We start from the raw sequence: 17,215 nt of genomic DNA, 5'->3' as shown, positions 1-17,215 counted from the left end.
TCTACACAACTTATCAAAAGTTGCTGAATGGTATTTCACTAACGCGGATTTATCGTCAACGGCTCTAAGGTTATCTTGGCGTTGCCGCTTGCCCCCATATGGTCGTTATAGCGTTGACCTTCAAATAAGGTGTAGTACACATCAACGTAATCATCGTCATTAGTAAACCAGTGACTTGGCATGGCCTTTATCAATTGGTTGGTTAGCTGTGGGATCAGCGCATATCCTTGAACGTTTGGATCAGGGATAGCACGCATCACTTGTGTCACAATATCTAAGAAAGTTGTCGCCAATTCTTGATAATTGGTGTTGTCATCCTGTTCCATCAATAACAAATCAGCCGCTTGCCAACGATATCTTTCCCAGTGAATGATAATTTGATTTGGTGTGTAGTCTCTACCATCATGATCTAGATATGGCATATCAACAATATCAAGTACAGGCTCGTCGCGCGAAGGGTTAACACCTGTCACAATACCATATACTTCTGCTGCGCCAGACACCCAAGGCTCTTGGTCATTATTCAACCTAATCTTTTTTAGCACACTGGTAGAAATCGGCGCAGCTTCGTCATTAGTCTGCATTTCAGCCGATGGCATCATCATTCCTTGCTTTGCAAATACTCGCTTCATGACCTCAAGCCCTTCAGCTTTGGTTTTCTTTGCGTCAAGCTCCACGATAAGCACTGGCCGCTCAGGCATCTTGTGTGCATCCAGTAAATGCAATTGTCCATGTTGATCGAATGCTTCGACATATTGCCACGACTTATCATCGCCCTTGGGTGCAAATGCGATTAGAGGCACTTCACCTTGCTGCCATTTTGTAAGCATTTGGCTTGAGGCAATACGTAGTTGATAAAGGTTAGACGTGTTATCAGTTAACCCTTTCAACGCACGAGTGTATTGACTAGCCTCTGTCATTAACTTTGCAGCCGCCCCACCAACTTGTAATTGTTCTAATGAGATAGTGTCTTGGTATTCACTAAGCTGGGTCTGTACTTGAGTATTAATTTGATGCAACGATAGTGCTAAATTTTTTGCTATCTGTTTCTTTATATCTGCCACCTGAACAGGTGCTGCGTTAAAAACATCAAGCCCTTGAAGTGAGCTGTAAGCATTTGTCGTCTGTGCAGTAGCTACGCTTGAAAAAGTTACACTACCAAGCATGGCAAGTGTTAGGGTAGAAAGTGTTACATGTTGTTTCATCTTGCGTTCCTAGAAATAATCCGTCTTAGTGAACAAACAAGATAAAACAACAGGAATAATTTATCAACAAGTTAACAAGGTTAACATATAAAACAATTTATTCTAAGTTTTAGAGTTTTTATTCTTCAATTGGGTAGAGCGTTATTTCTATTCCAGCACCAATTGCAGAAATTCTGAGCAACGTATCAACATGCAGTGCTTGAGAAAAGCACTTTGGAGACTTGCCAGAACTAAAACCAATATCAAAGGTGCGTTTTGTGCAACTAAGCCATTGCTTTAATGCGACCTTGGAGCAGGATTCAATCAGCTCACACAGCTGGTTAATCGCCTTATCAGGTGTTAGTTCGGTAGTATTCGCTTCAATTCTAGCCAACTGACGATAATCATCTTGATCATAATGCAACACGATAGCGTTTTTCTTCAAATCTGAAACTAACGTGCTGATATCTTGCTTAGACTCTAGTTCCAAATCGACATTTAAAAATTGAATTTCAGACATGTGTTAAAAGCTACCTTGTAAAACTAAATGTTATAATGGCTTAATAACCTGAGATTTTGTAAAAGTAAGCAATTACCTAATCTACACTTAGGTTATCCAGAATGCGACAATGTGACGCATTCTACACTGCGTATGTTATCGTTATCATATTCACGAATAACTAGAATAACATATTGTGATGATTAAAAAACTGCTAAAGCCTGCCCGTAAACTCCATAAATATCTTGGTTACTTACTCTTCCTCCAGATTTTTGCCTGGCTGCTTGGGGGCTTAGTGATGAGTGCTATTCCTCTAGAAAAAGTGCATGGCAAACATCTTGCTTTGCGCAAACTCGATAATCCGTTTTCCTCTGCTGACTATCGTGCTGACATCAATAAATTAGTACAGCAGTCAACGAAGTTGGAGCATATCCAGTTTAGTCACTTTCTTGGTTTACCTATCATCAAACTAAATCATGACGAGACACAAGTATTTAATGGCATAACTGGCGCCCCTCTGGCAGCACCTAGTAAAATGCAAATAATTCAGCAAGCTGATAAACATGTATTAATCACTGCACAGGTGATTAGCGCGACACACCTTGCCCAAGGGCCTAGAGAAATAGGTTATAGAAAAAACGTATGGAAAGTTGAGTATGGTGATGCGCTCAATACCACACTTTATCTGAGCGCAAGCAATGGAGAAGTCATTACAGTGCGTAGCAGCCTTTGGCGTATTTTCGATTTTTTCTGGATGTTACACATTATGGATTACGACGAACGTGAGGACTTTAATAACCCATTACTTGTCTCATTTGCGGCAACAAGCGTCTTATTCTGCATAACCGGTTTATTGCTATTACTACAGTCTCCTCCTTGGCGTAAACGCCGACGGTATACATAATACGGCGTGTACCGCCCTATTTCGTTGTTAGTATTGATGAGTTTTTTGATATAGTGATATTCCCTGTATTCCACCCTAAGGTGAGAGGTTATGTCACGCTTTTTCTACATTATAGTGCTCTACTTCTTTGCACTAACCGCCAGTGCGCAAGATTTCAGCTCTTTCTCACAAGCTAAGAAATATCTTTCAAAACAGGTCACTGAAGATAGCCGCACCTTATATTGTAACTGTGGTATCACCAAGCGGGGTAAAAAGCTGGTACCCGACACCACAAGCTGTGGGTATACCGCTAGGTTGCCTTATACAAGAAACGGCAAAGAAAATGCTCGAGCAAATCGCATTGAATGGGAGCATATAGTCTCGGCATGGGAGTTTGGTCATCAACTGCAATGTTGGCAACAGGGAGGTAGAAAACACTGTCGAAAAGTGAGTGAAAAGTTTAGAAAAATGGAAGCTGACATTCACAACCTTGCCCCTGCTATCGGCGAAATAAATGGTGATAGATCTAATTACCGTTTTTCTATGCTCCCTAATACCGAAGCAAATTATGGCGCTTGCCCTGTTAAAATCGACTTTAAACTACGTCGTATCGAGCCGCCTTACTATGCAAGAAAACGCATTGCTGACGCCTATTTTTATATGGAAAAAACCTATGGTTTGAAAATATCGACTCAACAACGAAAGTTATTCACAGCTTGGCAGAAACAGTGATTGCTAGATGAGCAAAGCGATGCTAGCTTTTAGTTATACAACTAAAACAGGAACGTAAATACGATGCAACGTATTACTCTAGTTTTCGCATCAACAGTGATAAGCCTAGTATTGGCAGCATGCGGAGGCGGTGGTAGCGACTCCTTAGGCACTGACAACCCTGGCAATAATACTGGGCAAACCGAGCCGCCAATTTGGACATTTAACCAATTTTCACCTTCGAGCCAGTTCATTAATTACTGTGCAACGCCACGCACTGGCACCGACCAATTCAACAACGACCAACCTTATCCCGATAAGGTTGGTACCGCTATGCACGAAAAGATGTGGCTCCGGTCTTTTACCAACGAAACTTACTTATGGTATGACGAGGTCATTGACAACGACCCTGCACAATTTGACACGGTTACTGATTACTTTGATCAACTGAAAACGAACCAAAAAACTCCTTCAGGTAATGATAAAGATCAATTTCACTTTTATGAGTCTTACGACAGCTTCCAAAAGCAAGCGCAAGCTGGGTTCACAACTGGCTATGGTATTCGCTGGGCAGTAATCTCTACTTTACCGCCACGCAACTTTACCGTTGCAGCGGTGGAGCCAAACTCTCCCGCCGCTGCCGCAGGCATTCAACGAGGCGATAAAGTATTATCCATTGATGGAATCGACTTTATCTCCAGCTCTGACAGTGCCACACTCAATGCAGGGCTGTCTCCTGCTCAAAGTGAACAGCATGAGTTCGTATTTGAAGACCAAGCAGGTAACCAAAAATCGGTTACTTTGACCTCTGTAGATTTCAAAACATCCCCCATTCAAAATGCTCAAATTATTAACTACGCGGGTAAGCAAGTAGGGTATGTGCAATTTAATCAGTTTATTCCAACCGCTCAAGATGGTCTAATCGAGGCGTTCAACCTATTCAAAACAAGACAGATCGATGACCTAATACTAGACATGCGTTACAACGGCGGGGGTCGTGTAATTATGGCGGCTCAGCTAGGTTATATGATTGCTGGGAATAATAGCCTAAACAAAACGTTTACGTTTAGTACCTTGAACGACAAGCGTACCGCAGAAGAAGAACGTACAGAGTTCGAGTCCAGAGTAATTAACTGGGCTGAAAACACCTTTACATCGACCAATTTACCTACAGTTTCCCTCCCTAGAGTGTATATCCTCTCAAGCCGAGGCACAGCATCGGCCAGCGAGAATGTGATCAACGGATTACGTGGTATTGATGTTGAGGTGTTTCTCATTGGCACCACTACGAGAGGTAAACCATATGGATTTGTACCAGCACAAAATTGCGGCACAGTTTACTACACAATTCAGTTTGGCTCAGAAAATGCCAAAGGTTTTGATGACTATGCTGACGGCTTTACACCTTCTGGAGCGTCCAGTAATGGTGAGATAGGTTTGTCGTCACAAGTGCCAGGTTGTATTGTGGCTGATGACTTCTCTGAGTCACTCGGCAGTCAAAATGAAGATTTGCTCGCCGCTGCACTCTCTCATATAGATACTGGTAAATGTCCTGAGACTATCCAATCAGCTCCGAGGCTTGCACCTACGCAATATGGACAAGGAGATAGATCAGGTAATGCAGTGACGCTGCCACATTACCCTCTACGCGATAACGCAATCTTACTGAAGCCAAAGGAGTCACAGTGATCCGCATATTGTATTAATTGCGCTACTGTCTACAGGAAGTGCGAGCGAGCATATACTTACTTGCGCTTCCTGCTCAGCAAGCATAAAAAGCCAAACTAGCTGGGGTCTGTTGACCTTTCCTGTTTGATTTTTTTACCCTGAATATGGTTTGGTCGCGGCGCTCGGCTTACCGCCTAATAATCCAGGCAAAAAAGAAAAGCGTGCGCTAAAGAGCTGTCAGTTGTTAAAGTGGCGCTTTAACACCTCACATAACGCTTGTACTTTTGCTGTGCGATGTACTAACACATGGGTGACTAACCATACCTGACTACACCACCTTAGCTCTTCTTTTAGTATCGGCAGTAAATCAGGGTAGCGTCTCGCAACATTGTGCTGAACACCGCCAATACCAAGACCATTCACAATTGCCCGTGTAGCATCTGAAGTTTCTGATACTCTGAAGGTGACTTGAGACTCTGCAATATGCTCATCGACCCAAGCAAAATAAGGGACTCTAGCATTAAACCCACTCACCCCCGAGACGAAATTATGCTCCCGTAGTGCATCTACTGTCGTCGGTATTCCCATACGCTTAATGTAATCGGAGGACGCGTACAATCCTGCTTCTAAAGTAGTCAATTGTTGCACCACGTAATCTGGTTCATCCGGCTTAGGTCCGGCTCTTACTGCAACATGTGCTTGACCGTGATCTAACCGCAAACGCTTTTGATCAAGCAACACTTCTAGTTGCACCTGGGGATGTTGCTGCTGAAAAGCAAGACAAGGCTCTGACAATATATCCATAAAACCACTGACTGTCGTCACTAATAGCTTGCCTCTTAGCTGACTATCTGATGCAACGATTGAGGTACTCAATTCCATCAAACGCTCGTCGATAATCGTCGCCGTTGCTAACAGCTTTTCCCCCGTTTGTGTCACTTGATAGCCACGAGCATGACGGTGAAACAAACGCGTACCTAACTCTTTTTCTAAGTTATTAATACGCCTAAGTACTGTACTGTGATGTATGTGCAGATACTCAGCTGCTGCAGACAGCGTGCCGAGCTTCGCTACTGTGTAAGCGACTTTGAGATCTTGCCAATCTGTGAATTTATCCATAACCACCTCTGTGCATATATGCACACAAGCTTTGCGTTTATTCAGCTTTTATGCAAGTGAAATTTTGCTACTATAAATTCAACGAAACAAAATAAGGTATCAGCAAGATGACTACAGCTAAAATTATCGCTCTAGCAGGCAGTTTAAGAAAAGACAGCTATAACCAACTTCTCATTCAAGCCGCGGCAAATTATGCACTGGAAAGTGGTGCCGAGGTAGAGGTCGTAAAATTACGAGATTTAGATATTCCAATGTTTGATGAAGATCTAGAAGCTCAAGGTACGCCACAAGGTGTTCAACTACTCAAAGAAAAGCTTCGTAATGCCGATGGGATCCTATTGGCTAGCCCTGAATACAACGGCTCATTTACCGCCGCGCTCAAAAACGCAATTGATTGGGCATCGCGTACAGAGCAAGGTGCAGTGCCTGCGTTTAGAAACAAAGTTGTTGCACTTTACGCCGCATCACCCGGCGGTCTTGGCGGCTTGCGTGGTTTAAACCATGTTCGTGACGTACTATCAGGAATTGGCAGCCTAGTACTGGCAGATCAGCTCGCGGTTCCAAGTGCATTTAATACCTTTGACGAACAAGGTAAAATTAAAGACCCAGATCTAGCAGAAAAAGTTTCTAACCTTGCTCTGCAACTAGTATCTGTTGCAAGTAAACTAAAATAACGGACAGATAGCTTTGCATATATCTTGCTATGGACGTTTAGCTCATGCACACTAAGCGTCCAAAGCAAATGACAATTTTAACCAAACAGGTAATAATACCAATTTGACTTAATACTTGCTCAATTTGAAGGAGTCAATCTGACGCTAACCACGTTAAAAATTTCTCATTTAGAACCACTAAATAGCAAATTCTTTACCTAGTTATCGACAAGATTTTCTCGCCTCACAATAGACCACTTAATTAAGAAAATTGATATCACGCTAAGTTTCGATAACGAACACCTCTTTGGTTGCCGGTTTTATCGCCTGCTGTATTAATCTCACTAAACATGCTCGCCAGTATTTACAGTGAACGTTACAGGGCAATCAGCCAGCTCTTCTCAACTTTAGGCTAAGTAGATAGCTCGCAAACTGGCATTATGGACAGGAATAACAGGAGCTAGCTTTGCAAAGCAATCACAGCCATCTATTTACCCCGTTTTTGCAACATCACTTTCATTGTATTCAGTTTGACCCAGATAGTTATTCTGAGCAGTCTTTTGAGCAACATAACATCTTCCTTCCTGATACTTTAGAGAAAGCAGTTGCAAAGAGAAAAGCTGAATTTTTAGCAGGAAGGATCTGCGCGAAAGCGAGTTTAACAGCATTAGGTCATGATAACTTTACCGTACTGAACGGCTCTGACCGCGCCCCAATTTGGCCTAACAATGTAGTCGCGAGTATCACCCATACCCGTGGAATTGCTGCTGCTATTGCCACTAACAATACGCATACCATTGGTTTAGGTATTGATATTGAAAGAGACATGAAGCCAAAACAAGAAATCGAATTACAACGACAAATTTTACATCCGGCTGAATTCGAGAGCTTTCGTGGACTGGCAAAACACGTACATTGCCCGTTAACCGTCATCTTTTCAGCTAAAGAGAGCATCTACAAAGCACTTTACGGGACGGTAAATCGATTTTTTGGATTCGATGCAGTGAAATTGAGTCAATTCGATACCCATACCTTGTATTTCACTCTTATGGAAAATTTACATCCACAATTGAGCATGGGTCAAACTATCAAAGTATTTTATCAATGCACGACAGGATTGGTTTTGACCGAGTGTGAATACCATATCACCTCAGCATGACATAATGAATAAACGCTCCACTGGGCGTTTATTCTTTATGTTCAACTTTTGCTTAGATTACTGGGCGGCAAGTTGAGCGCTGCGACCAAAACGCACTCAGTGGAACAAAAATCAAATGGCAAGAGTCAACAGACCCTAGTTTTACGTTATACCAATTTGCTTAATTAAGTAGTCTATTTTGAAGCGAGAAAATCTTGTCGATAACTAGGCAAAAATTTTGCTATTTAGTGGTTCTAAATGAGAAATTTTTAACGTGGTTAGCGTCAGATTGACTCCTTCAAATTGAACAAGTATTAAGTTAAATTGGTATTATTGAAACACCACGTTTTCACTGCCTGCCGCAGCTTTAAAACGCGCGATCAATTTCTCACAATCTTTCAAAATCTCTGATTCCAAACGCTCTTCTGCACGCCAGCGCTGACTATCCATTTTATAGATTTCTTTTTTAGAGTATTTCTTACGTGCGTCATGAGTCGGCATTTCCTTCACCTCCTCATACATCTGATAGACACCTGGGTAATCTCGCTGTAAATCCACCTCATTATCAAAGCTATATTGAGAGATAAGCACCCAGACTCTGAGGCAGCCTTCAGAGTACTCACACTGTTTCTCTTTCATCGCCCGAGCGATAAGGTTTACGCTATCAGCTATCTTGCTATTGCGCTGTTGGCGCGACTTCTCTAATTCTATCGCTTTTTCTTCACGATGCTTGGCAATTTTTTCTTTTTGCACCTTCAACTGCCATAGCAATTTACCTGCGTAAAATGCCAAACCAGCAATGATCACAGCGCCGATAAAAAGTGCGACAATCCATGCAGTGTTCATTATTTGTTATCTTCCTCTAAGTCATCATCTAGCCATTCATTTGCTAAGTCATTACTCATAAATTGATCTAACGGATCATCTTCTTCCATGTCACCTTCTTCAAATTCATCATCAATACCTAAAAGTTCACATAATTCTTGATGACGTGCAATACCACGATTGAAGTATTTAGCATCTTTGCCTGTGAGTAATTCACCCTGCTCATGGCGCTCAAGCAACGACATTAAACGCTCGTCATTTTCAAGTTGCTCTAACTCTTGCTCTGGCGTCAGCACCTCAGCGGCGTTATGTAACTGCGCTTGCGGCTGTAAATGACGCTTCATTTCAGGCTGTGTATTTTCTTTAACCGGTTGCGACTCAACAACCAGAGAAATAGGTTTTTTACTTCCAGCTCGAGGATCTTTTTTTGCTGTCACTTCAGACTGCGCTTTTGGTGATATGTCTGGCGCATTTCTTGAGCCAGGCTTTTTACCTTTCGTTTTTTTATTACGCATCTCTTTTATTGCGCGTAATTCTTGAAGCTTTTCTTTACTTAACCTAGGTGTACCATTGGTCGCAATTTTACGTGTCTTTTTCTTTCTGGTCATAATCAATTACTCAAAATTCTGGCGTGTATTACGCTTGGTGAGAATGATGACATCATTCCCTATAAATTCTAAATCACAATCTTGCTGCGCAGCAAAATACGCAAAGGTTTTCTGACTAAAAAACGAAATATGTGTTAAGTCATTCTTATAATGCCAATTAGCAAAGCGCGATTTATCTATTACAAGTTTAGTCATTAATACGAGCGGTTGCCCGCAATCTAGCAGTGCTAATAATTGCTGTAGTACCTGTCTTGGTTTGGCAAGGTGCTCAACCACTTCGGTGCTAACAATAAAATCATACTGTTGTTTTAGCACCTCGGGAATATTGGCGTAGTACAAGTCAAACAATGAAACTTGATGTCCTGCCTCTTCCAACATTTTTGCAAGCAAGGGGCCAGGCCCACAACCAAAATCTAACCCTAAACTTGGCTTCGATAGGCGAGCTATTAGCGGTTCAGAAACCCGAGTTAAAAAGCGGCGATAGCCTGCATCTTCCAAATCATTCTCATGACTATCATAAATCGCTTTTTCTTGCGCTGGTGTTAGCCTTGAATTTGGATCCGCCATAACCAGATGGCAGCACTGACATTGCCAATATAGTCTATGTTTGTCTTGGTGATAGGTTTCAAGCTGCTCACCTAGACATAGGCCACAACTTATCAGAGTTGAATCTTGCAATGGTTAACAATAATTGCTTAATAAGAAGGCTATTGTATCAGGTAAGCGAAAAGCAACCAAATAAAAAGGCGGCAGAGATTACTCTCTACCGCCTACTAATCTGAGCGTCACAACTGGACACTTCTCCCTTCGACTTTTAAGCCTTATTATTCTTATTATTTTATTGTCGTCCGTATTGTTTTTATTTTAGACTTCCGTGACATTTCCATATTGTTATTGTTATGAGACTTCCATGAATTTCTTATTCTCGGTCTTCCTAACGCTTTCTTGATAGTCCTTTGTATCAATCTAGATACTAAATATTGCCACCTACGCTTCCGTATCGCATTGTCCCTTTTTTTGTATTGCTTGGCGACAACGAATAATTTACGCTCCTGAGCCTGAGTTACAACTGTTCAATAACAAATTTCTTACCTTAAATTTTTTAATCAAACAGAAATCATATTGATTACATTAACTTACAATGAACCAAAGCTTAAAATTAAGCTAAAACTTACAATTAAGCAAAGACAATATCTCACAGAAAAAGTGAGATATGTCTCACATTTTAGGATATAAAAAAAGGCAGCGTGTGCTGCCCTTTTTTCAATAGTAGGAGTTTACAGCGAGCGCCATAAACTCAATATACGACTTTAGTGTAGTCCACCTAAATATTTAGATAGTACTTCAATATCTTTGTCAGTAAGCTTTTTCGCGATGTCACGCATCATGCCGTTCATATCGTTATTGCGAGTACCGTCGCGGAACTTTTCAAGCTGGGCTTTGATGTACTCAGGATGCTGGAAAGATATCTTAGGAAATTTAGCCAATGATGTACCATTGCCTCGAGGACCATGACATGCTGCACAAGAAGGGATCCCTCTTTCAGCATCACCCGCTTTATATAATTGCTGACCAACAGCAACCACATCTTCAGGTGTTGTACCAGCAGACATAGATAAGGTAGAGAAATACGCAGCTAAGTCTTTCATATCTTGATCTGAAAGAGGCATAGCCATACCACTCATTACCGGATCCATACGCCCTTCTTTACCACCTGAGGTCATTCCTAGCTTAAACTCTTGCAGTTGCTTGTAAATATAATCAGCATGCTGTCCTGCGATTTTTGGATACATAGTCACAGGGGCGTTGCCATCTGGACCGTGACATGCTGCACACGTTGCAGATTTCGCCTTACCTGCTTCTGCGTCACCATCGAATGCCGATGCGTTGCTTGCTGACAACGTACCAAGCAACATTGTTAAAGTTAATGCTATTTTTTTCATGGTAAATTCTCTGTTTCCGACCCTGTAATTTGCACCCATGCGAACTAAAGTCGCTCTCTTTATCGCTTGGGTAAATAATACCAATCAGTACTAAAATTAGGTTGTTATCTTAATCAGATGAATCTTACATGCAGTACTCAGCAATAATAACGCCAAACAGCACCGATCCACCCAAATATGCCTCGTTCAGTAGTGACTACTGATGGGTATACTCTTTAGATTGACATTGCAATTTCTACATTCTACACGATATTACTTTCTCTGGCACGTTTTCTGCCCATATTAAGCTTATAATTTACAGGGATTTGACCTAGATTAATTAATAATGGCGCATCAATCCCCGCCTTACGCTCAAAAAGCAGCACACATAACTGTTAGCGTAACGCTTTTGGTTTCAGCCATACTGTTATAAAATACGCAATTCAATCCGCGAAAGTTTAATCAGTTAGGAGTCAGCGTGCTAAAATCTCGCGTGAAATATAATCAGGCACAGTTTATTACCAGTGCCCCAGATATCAGTAAACTACCACCGGATACTGGAATTGAAGTGGCTTTTGCGGGTCGTTCTAATGCAGGTAAATCAAGTGCTCTCAATACATTAACCGATCAAAAGCTTGCTAGAACGAGTAAAACCCCCGGCCGTACCCAGCTTATTAATACCTTTTCTTTGAGCGAGGATCAGCGTCTTATCGATTTGCCTGGCTATGGCTTTGCCAAAGTACCACTAGAAATGAAAAAGAAGTGGCAAAAAGCACTGGGTGAATACCTACAGCGTCGTAAATGCTTAAAAGGGATTGTGGTGCTAATGGATATTCGCCACCCGCTGAAAGATCTTGATATGGATCTTATCAATTGGGCAATTAGTAGCAATATACCCGTGCTTGCGCTACTGACCAAAGCGGATAAGCTAAAACAAGGTAAGCGCAAAGCTGAAGTGCTTCAAGTTCGCCGTGCCTTAGCAGAGCTAAATGGCGACATAACGGTACATGCGTTTTCGTCTTTGAAAGGTATCGGCTTGAATGAGCTGGCTTGGAAATTAGACGAATGGTACCTGGGCCCTTTTGTTAAAGACAAGACTGAAGCTACAGAGTAAAAAGCGCCATGACGAAATAGAGGCGCGCCTATCCAAGATAGAAGCGCGTCTTTGCCGACATTAGATAAAATCCATTTTTATCTTCTTGCAATATCTCCACCCACTGGTAGTAGACATTTCGTGACACTCTAGCAGTTAATCCGTAATTGAGCCGCAAAAAGGGAATATCAACGCCATTTGCTCGTTCTAGCGCCAGTGGAAACATACTACTAATCGGCCATTCACGTCCTATGTTGTCCACAGCAATGATGCACGGAGCAAGTGACAAGCTTGAAGCATGTTCACAAAAGTACCACTGCTCAATCACAAAAGGATGTGCCATCACCTTCACAATGCAGCTTTCTGCCGGAGTTTTTAGCCAATAATGTGTTCCATCATAGCTTAATACACTCGCGAATAACGCAACGAGCGATGCTCTTTTTATCTCACTTTTTTGATGAAACCAGCGTCCATCCGTATCAATCACTATCTCGGAAAAGCCACACGAAGGTGCCGACCAGCTTTCTGTCGGCGCATGGGCTGTCACATACTGTGCAATTAATTCATCAATTTTGTTCATCAAAAACTAAATTAAAGGTGATAGGCACACTGGTGGAAATCGTTTTTAACCCAGCGATCTTGGTGAGCGCTTCGATCCCCGCACTAAAACCGAACTGTGTTGCGTCAAGTACAACCACGTTTACTGGAGTAACGACTAAACCGTCAGCATTTTTAGTCACGAGCAAGTCTAGGGTGATCTCTTGAGTTTGACCATGAAGCGTTAGCGCAGCATTAACTCCAGTGATTGTCTGAGGCCCCATAACTAAATTACTAAGTGATTTAGAGACATTGGCCGTTATCTTCGCGTGTGGATGATCCGCAACATTGAATAACATGGTTTGCATCCGCTCGTTACGGATGGGGATCATGGTTTCTACACTGGCAAGATCAATGTTGATCTCAAGTTCACCTTGCTTAGATAGCGAGCCTGCTATTTTCTTAAAATGATGTACTTCCGCAATATGTGTCTGTTTCACAGAAACAAAGCTGACATTACTATGTTGTTGATCAAGCTGCCAAGACGCAAAAGACTGAGCAGAAAAAAGTGCACTACCTAACAGTAGGTATTTAAGCATGACGACTTCCTTATTAATTGAGAGAACATAACGTTTGTGCACCCAGTGTAAAACGCAGTTAAAATTAAATAAAGCCCTTCTCGCTAAGGGTTTTAATACCTAGTTGCAGACTATTGCTGAAAAGGAAATTGAGACGATAATTGGAAGACACTAAAGCAGAGAAAAAGACGGCTCGTCAAAATAACGAGCCGCTATAGCAATCTGGGGAGAAGCTATCAATACACTGTATCCTCTTACGAGAGATACATCATCAACAGGATGTCCTACAGGATGAGGACGGCGCGAACTCTAACAAATAGATGTCCAGAAATAAACACCAAAAAGCAAAACTTAAGCCAATTTGATAAACTTTCAACGTTAAGTTTTTTTTTGTTACTGAAGATTAACAGAAGCTACAAATTTAAGACGCTATACCGCTAGTGTTTACTTGCACACATAAGTTAAGTCATCCACAAAAAAACCGTATCACCTAGAAAGATGATACGGCGCTAATACATTAAAGTTTGCGGCTTTGCCTCTCGTGTTAAGCAGTGAGTTAATCCGCTAAGTCACCTAAGCTCAACAGGCGCAATATCAAGCTAGCCAGAGATTATTGCTTAATACACGGCAAACTTGTGCGTCAATAGCCCAGGATAACAGCTGCTAGAGAATAGGCTATTATCCCGATTTCTAGTTAGTGTGCCTGTTCCCAATTATCACCACTGTCAGCTTCTACCAGTAACGGGACATCTAGTGATGCTGCAGCACTCATTAACTCACAGATCTTTTCACTGTACTCTGCCACTTTATCGCTATGGACTTCAAACACCAATTCATCATGCACTTGCATCAATAATTGAATGTCGTCACGGCTGCGCGTTTGCAGCCACTCATCCACTTTAATCATGGCCTTTTTAATAATGTCAGCAGCAGTACCTTGCATAGGAGCATTAATCGCAGCACGTTCAGCAGCCTTTCTGCGAGCACCATTACGCGCTTTTATATCGGGTAAATACAAGCGTCGGCCAAATAAAGTCTCAACATACCCTTTCTCGGCCGCTTCTTCCCTTGTACGTTCCATATATTCCAGCACTCCAGGGAAACGCTCAAAGTAAGTATCCATATAATGCTGTGCTTCGTTTCTTGGAATATCGAGTTGTCGCGAAAGACCAAAGGCACTCATGCCATAAATCAAACCAAAGTTAACCGCTTTAGCTTTTCGACGCATATCTGATGTCACTTCTTCAAGCGGCACAGAAAACACCTCTGAAGCTGTAGCACTGTGCACATCTTTTCCTTCTGCAAAAGCGCTAAGTAGCCCCTTGTCTTGAGATAAGTGCGCCATGATCCTAAGCTCAATCTGGCTGTAGTCTGCTGCAACAATTTGTTTGTTGGTATCTGCAACAAATGCTTGGCGAATACGACGACCAGCTTCATTGCGAATTGGAATGTTTTGTAAATTCGGATCACTTGAACTTAAACGTCCTGTCGCCGTTACAGCCTGATGATATGAAGTATGTACACGACCAGTATCAGCATTCACTAACTTCGGTAATTTATCAGTGTAAGTAGACTTCAACTTCGATAAACCGCGGTGCTCGATGATAAGCTTAGGCAATGGGTAGTCATGCGCTAACTCTTGCAGCACCTCTTCCGCTGTTGACGGCGCACCCTTTGGAGTTTTCTTGATCACCGGTAGCTCAAGCTTGTCGAACAATATTGCCTGCAGTTGTTTGGTCGAACTGAGGTTGAATTCCTCACCTGCAATTTCAAAAGCTTGCTGTTCCAACTCTCCTAAACGCTTCTCTATCTCAACACTTTGTTTTGCAAGCATATCACCATCAATGTGTACCCCTGTGCGCTCAATTCGAGACAACACGCTTAATAGCGGCAATTCAATCTCTGTGAAGACCTGTTTTAGACTATTTTCTTTCTCAATTAATGGCCAAAGGTGTTGATGTAACCTAAGCGTAATGTCAGCATCTTCTGCTGCATAAGGTGCCGCTTTTTCCAACTCAATCTGGTTAAATGTCAGTTGATTCTTGCCTTTGCCCGCAATGTCTTCAAAGCTAATTGTTTTATGACCCAGATATTTAAGCGCCAATGAGTCCATATCGTGGCGAGTTCCCACGCTGTTAAACACGTACGACTCTAGCATAGTATCAAAAGCGATTCCGTTTAGCTCAAGCCCTGCACGGGCAAGTACACTTTGATCGTATTTTAGATTTTGACCCACTTTTTTGATCTGGGGATCGGCAAGTAATGGCGCCATCACCTCAAACACCGCTTCTTGGGTAAGTTGCTCTGGTGCGCCGACGTAATCATGATGGATGGGTAAATAAGCTGCTTCACCCGGTGCAACAGCAAAACTCATTCCAACCAGATCCGCTTGCATATAATTAACACTGGTCGTTTCAGTATCAAAAGCGATTAAATCAGCAGCTTTTAGTTTGCTAACCCACTGCTCAAGTTGTGTTTTTGTAAGGATCGTTTCGTAGTGAGTTTCTACTTGGGCTGCCGCTGGTGCTGATCCCTCCGCTTCAATGGTAACGATATCTGATTGTTGTTGACCATCCAATAACTCAGCCAGCCAGCGCTTAAATTCACACTCACCATACAGCTCAATCAGGCGATCTTTGTCCATTTCTGCAATTTTAAATTGCTCTAGATCTTGCTCAACTTCACAATCAAGCTTAATCGTTGCCAATTCGTATGAGAGCTTCAGTTGTGCTTGATGCTCTTCTAGCTTCTTCGCCATGGTTTTGGAACCACGGAAACCCAAACCAGCGATTTTATCTAGATTATCATACAGTGAGTCTATCGACCCTAATCCTTGAAGCATGGCAAGCGCTGTCTTTTCACCCACTCCAGGTACACCCGGAATATTATCTACTTTGTCACCCATCAGCGCGAGATAATCAATGATCAGTTCAGGACCGATGCCAAACTTTTCCACCACGCCTGCGGGATCTAAAATGGTGTTTGTCATCGTGTTGATCAAAGTAACATGCTCATTAACCAATTGCGCCATGTCTTTATCACCTGTACTTATTAGTACGTGACGACTTTGCTCTGAGGCGATTTTAGAGAAGGTGCCGATCACATCGTCAGCTTCTACACCACTGATACTGACAAGTGGTAAGCCCATTGCTTTTATAATTTCATGGATTGGTTCGATCTGCGTTCTGAGATCATCAGGCATAGGTGGGCGATGTGCCTTGTATTCGCTGTACATTTCATTACGAAAGGTTGGCCCTTTTGCGTCAAAGACTACAACCATATGACTAGGCTGATATTGCTTCAGTAAACTCTTGAGCATATTTATCACGCCATAGATTGCCCCCGTCGCCTCACCTTTTGAGTTAGTTAAATGCGGTGGCGCATGATAAGCACGGAACAGATAGGAAGAACCATCAACCAAGATCAAAGGGTTTTGAGGGATCTGAGACATAAATATTGGATCCTAAATTAGTCTTTTACAGAGTAGAATGTAAGGATGCCACAAGGCACAAGATAAAACGAGTTTCACGTTAGCCTATCATTTGGATATTGCAAGTTGAGCCTGTGGATAACTTTGTAGACAAACACGAAAAGTTGCTCCAGAACTTTCAATTTGAAGTCAGAGTACGATTTAAGGCTTTGGTTTACTTGCGTTTTTAGAGCTTTTTTAGTTGTTATTATCTTTAGCCATTTGTGGATAAAGAATTTTATTGGTCACACATTTTAGAACGTATGAACAAAAAATAGCCTGATTTTCTCAAGCGGAGGAGTATACTACCACAAATGATCAAAGATCA

At 42.1% G+C, this 17,215-nt stretch carries 16 protein-coding genes; 6 read left to right on the top strand and 10 right to left on the bottom strand.

Annotation, left to right across the window (positions count from 1 at the left end; all coding sequences use genetic code 11):
- Window positions 1–38 precede the first annotated feature (38 nt).
- Together J8Z24_RS01410 and J8Z24_RS01405 are read right to left on the bottom strand one after the other, a co-directional pair.
- Window positions 39–1,205 carry a DUF3103 family protein gene (locus tag J8Z24_RS01410; RefSeq protein WP_176033294.1) on the bottom strand — a complete coding sequence of 389 codons (1,167 nt, stop codon included), beginning with the start codon at window positions 1,203–1,205 and terminating at the stop codon, window positions 39–41.
- Window positions 1,206–1,323: 118 nt separating this feature from the next.
- A complete protein-coding gene (locus J8Z24_RS01405; protein WP_125251527.1) occupies window positions 1,324–1,704 on the bottom strand; it encodes a hypothetical protein in 381 nt (126 codons plus the stop codon).
- 178 nt (window positions 1,705–1,882) lie between these two features.
- On the opposite strand from J8Z24_RS01405, the gene J8Z24_RS01400 reads away from it, so the two are divergent.
- From J8Z24_RS01400 to J8Z24_RS01390, 3 genes are all read left to right on the top strand, one after another.
- Complete coding sequence (locus J8Z24_RS01400) at window positions 1,883–2,587, top strand: hypothetical protein (protein WP_128730610.1); 705 nt, start codon at window positions 1,883–1,885, stop codon at window positions 2,585–2,587.
- A 90-nt stretch (window positions 2,588–2,677) separates the two neighbouring features.
- Window positions 2,678–3,298, top strand: a complete 621-nt coding sequence (locus J8Z24_RS01395) for an endonuclease (protein WP_147389256.1) — start codon at window positions 2,678–2,680, stop codon at window positions 3,296–3,298.
- 63 nt (window positions 3,299–3,361) lie between these two features.
- Window positions 3,362–4,966 carry a S41 family peptidase gene (locus tag J8Z24_RS01390; RefSeq protein ID WP_252095146.1) on the top strand — a complete coding sequence of 535 codons (1,605 nt, stop codon included), beginning with the start codon at window positions 3,362–3,364 and terminating at the stop codon, window positions 4,964–4,966.
- A gap of 216 nt (window positions 4,967–5,182) precedes the next feature.
- Here the strand turns inward: J8Z24_RS01390 and J8Z24_RS01385 are convergent, their stop codons facing one another.
- A complete protein-coding gene (locus J8Z24_RS01385) occupies window positions 5,183–6,064 on the bottom strand; it encodes a LysR family transcriptional regulator (protein ID WP_176033297.1) in 882 nt (293 codons plus the stop codon).
- 107 nt (window positions 6,065–6,171) lie between these two features.
- Here J8Z24_RS01385 and J8Z24_RS01380 point away from each other — a divergent pair, with 107 nt between their 5' ends.
- Complete coding sequence (locus J8Z24_RS01380; protein WP_125251522.1) at window positions 6,172–6,738, top strand: NADPH-dependent FMN reductase; 567 nt, start codon at window positions 6,172–6,174, stop codon at window positions 6,736–6,738.
- A gap of 445 nt (window positions 6,739–7,183) precedes the next feature.
- The gene (locus J8Z24_RS01375) at window positions 7,184–7,876 is read left to right on the top strand and encodes a 4'-phosphopantetheinyl transferase family protein (protein WP_125251521.1); all 693 of its coding nucleotides are present in this window, start codon (window positions 7,184–7,186) and stop codon (window positions 7,874–7,876) included.
- 309 nt (window positions 7,877–8,185) lie between these two features.
- Here J8Z24_RS01375 and J8Z24_RS01370 read toward each other — a convergent pair whose 3' ends face one another.
- From J8Z24_RS01370 to J8Z24_RS01355, 4 genes are all read right to left on the bottom strand, one after another.
- Complete coding sequence (locus J8Z24_RS01370; RefSeq protein WP_252095145.1) at window positions 8,186–8,701, bottom strand: DUF2489 domain-containing protein; 516 nt, start codon at window positions 8,699–8,701, stop codon at window positions 8,186–8,188.
- The gene (gene yihI, locus J8Z24_RS01365; RefSeq protein WP_252095144.1) at window positions 8,701–9,288 is read right to left on the bottom strand and encodes a Der GTPase-activating protein YihI; all 588 of its coding nucleotides are present in this window, start codon (window positions 9,286–9,288) and stop codon (window positions 8,701–8,703) included. The genes J8Z24_RS01370 and yihI overlap by 1 nt, the downstream gene beginning before the upstream one ends.
- Before the next feature lie 6 nt (window positions 9,289–9,294).
- Window positions 9,295–9,966, bottom strand: a complete 672-nt coding sequence (locus J8Z24_RS01360) for a methyltransferase domain-containing protein (protein ID WP_252095143.1) — start codon at window positions 9,964–9,966, stop codon at window positions 9,295–9,297.
- A 632-nt stretch (window positions 9,967–10,598) separates the two neighbouring features.
- On the bottom strand, window positions 10,599–11,231 hold the full coding sequence (locus tag J8Z24_RS01355; protein ID WP_125251517.1) for a c-type cytochrome: 633 nt from the start codon (window positions 11,229–11,231) through the stop codon (window positions 10,599–10,601).
- Window positions 11,232–11,688: 457 nt separating this feature from the next.
- Here J8Z24_RS01355 and yihA point away from each other — a divergent pair, with 457 nt between their 5' ends.
- Entirely contained in the window at window positions 11,689–12,324 is a 636-nt protein-coding gene (yihA, locus tag J8Z24_RS01350) for a ribosome biogenesis GTP-binding protein YihA/YsxC (protein WP_252095142.1), read from the top strand.
- A gap of 28 nt (window positions 12,325–12,352) precedes the next feature.
- Here yihA and J8Z24_RS01345 read toward each other — a convergent pair whose 3' ends face one another.
- From J8Z24_RS01345 to polA, 3 genes are all read right to left on the bottom strand, one after another.
- Window positions 12,353–12,883, bottom strand: coding sequence for a DUF1285 domain-containing protein (locus J8Z24_RS01345; protein ID WP_147391118.1), 531 nt, complete (start codon window positions 12,881–12,883; stop codon window positions 12,353–12,355).
- A complete protein-coding gene (locus tag J8Z24_RS01340) occupies window positions 12,870–13,439 on the bottom strand; it encodes a YceI family protein (protein ID WP_128730791.1) in 570 nt (189 codons plus the stop codon). The genes J8Z24_RS01345 and J8Z24_RS01340 overlap by 14 nt, the downstream gene beginning before the upstream one ends.
- A 673-nt stretch (window positions 13,440–14,112) precedes the next feature.
- On the bottom strand, window positions 14,113–16,869 hold the full coding sequence (polA, locus tag J8Z24_RS01335) for a DNA polymerase I (protein ID WP_252095141.1): 2,757 nt from the start codon (window positions 16,867–16,869) through the stop codon (window positions 14,113–14,115).
- Window positions 16,870–17,215: the final 346 nt, after the last annotated feature.

The sequence above is a fragment of the Pseudoalteromonas sp. SCSIO 43201 genome, assembly GCF_023716725.1.
GTDB lineage: Bacteria > Pseudomonadota > Gammaproteobacteria > Enterobacterales > Alteromonadaceae > Pseudoalteromonas > Pseudoalteromonas peptidolytica.
The sequence above is the reverse complement of the archived record's forward strand: the minus strand, read 5'-3'. Positions and strand labels throughout refer to the sequence as shown.